Source organism: Rhizobacter sp. P2_H2 (assembly GCF_056403375.1).
Genome location: NZ_JBFUFP010001227.1, coordinates 1 through 1,484, shown reverse-complemented (window position 1 = coordinate 1,484; position 1,484 = coordinate 1). Strand labels below are relative to the sequence as shown.

Annotated in this window: 1 protein-coding gene and 1 pseudogene; both read left to right on the top strand. The window is 71.5% G+C overall.

Going from position 1 to position 1,484, the window contains the following annotated elements; genetic code table 11:
- The coding region (locus AC1D15_RS31825) for a glycoside hydrolase family 26 protein (protein ID WP_477829196.1) at positions 1-1,046 on the top strand (1,046 nt) is incomplete at its 5' end.
- A pseudogene (locus AC1D15_RS31820) lies at positions 1,043-1,484 on the top strand (hypothetical protein); the annotation flags it as partial. The gene AC1D15_RS31825 and the pseudogene AC1D15_RS31820, both read left to right, overlap by 4 nt.

Here is a 1,484-nt window from a genome sequence, read left to right as displayed (position 1 = left end):
GCCCCGATCAACTCCTGCGCCGCCGCCTGCTCGCCGCTTCGGCCCTCGGCGTGGGCCTGCCGGCCTGCGGCAGTTCGCCGAAGGTGCCGTCGGCACTCGACGACGCGCTGGCTCTGCCGATCGTCGTCGACCGCGACGAGGACAACCGCCGCGGCATCTTCTTCGGCCTCTTCCGCGAGAGCGCGTTGCCCGACCTGCTGGCCGACGCGGAAGCCGACCTGCGCCGCCAGCCCGCGGCCGCGATGTGGTTCACCCGCTTCGGCGCGGCTTTCCCGGAATCGCAGATCCGCTACCTCGCGCAGCGCGGCGTGGCGGCGCAAGTGACCTGGGAGCCCTGGGGCTTCGACAACAGCCCCGTGGCGCTGGCCGACATCGTCGCCGGCAAGTGGGACGCGACCATCGACGCCTGGGCGCTAGGCGCGGCGCGCGTCGACCTCCCCTTCATGCTGCGCGTGGGCCATGAGTTCAATGGCGACTGGTATCCCTGGTGCCTGGTGAAGAACGGCCGCCAGCCCCAGCTCTTCGCGCGGGCCCACCGCCACATCGTCGAGCGCTTTCGCGCGGCGGGCGCGAACAAGGTGCGCTGGGTCTGGTGCTTCAACAACGACAGCACGCCCGCGGAAGCCTGGAACGACCCGCGCGCCGCCTACCCCGGCGACGAGTACGTCGACTGGATCGGCATCGACGGCTACAACTTCGGCACCAGCCAGAGCTGGTCGCACTGGACGCCCTTCAGCCAGGTCTTCGGCCGCGCGGTCGCGATGGCCCGCGAGATCGCGCCGTCCAAGCCCATCGTGCTGGCCGAACTCGGGTGCTCCGAAACCGGCGGCGACAAGGCCGCGTGGATCGAGCGCATGTTCAGCGACATCGAGACGCTGCCCAACGTCCGGGCCTTCACCTGGTTCGACATCATCAAGGAGACCAGCTGGGCGCTGACCTCCAGCAACGAGAGCTGGCTCGCCGCCCTGCACGGCCTTCGCCGCGCGTCGATTCGCGGGAATGGCAACGCGCTCCTGTCCATCACCACCACGAGGAAACCGGCATGAACACCAGAAGCGCCGCCAGCCATGCATGGCTCGCAGGAACGATCGTCACCGCGCTCGCGACGGGCTGCGCCATGGCGCCCGCGCCGAAGGCCGCCGCAATTGCAGGCAACGACGCCGCACGCGCACCGGCGGCCGCAGCCGCCGAACCGGCGGCCGACGGCAGCCGCCTCGTGCTCGCGACCATGAAGGCCGGCAGCGGGACCGATCAAGGCGCCTCCACCGACGGCTTCGCCTATGCCGAGAAGGCCGGCGACGCCTCCGTCGGCAAGCTGGCGGCGGCCAACGGGGTCGCCCGCGTGACCGGGGTGATCTGGCCGCAGAAGGGCAGCACCTGGGCCGGGGTCGGCTTCACCGTCGGCGTGGGCAGCGGCGGCAAGCCGATGGACGCCTCGGCCTACAAGACCCTGACGCTGCAGCTCGCCGCCAGCGCGCCGGGCG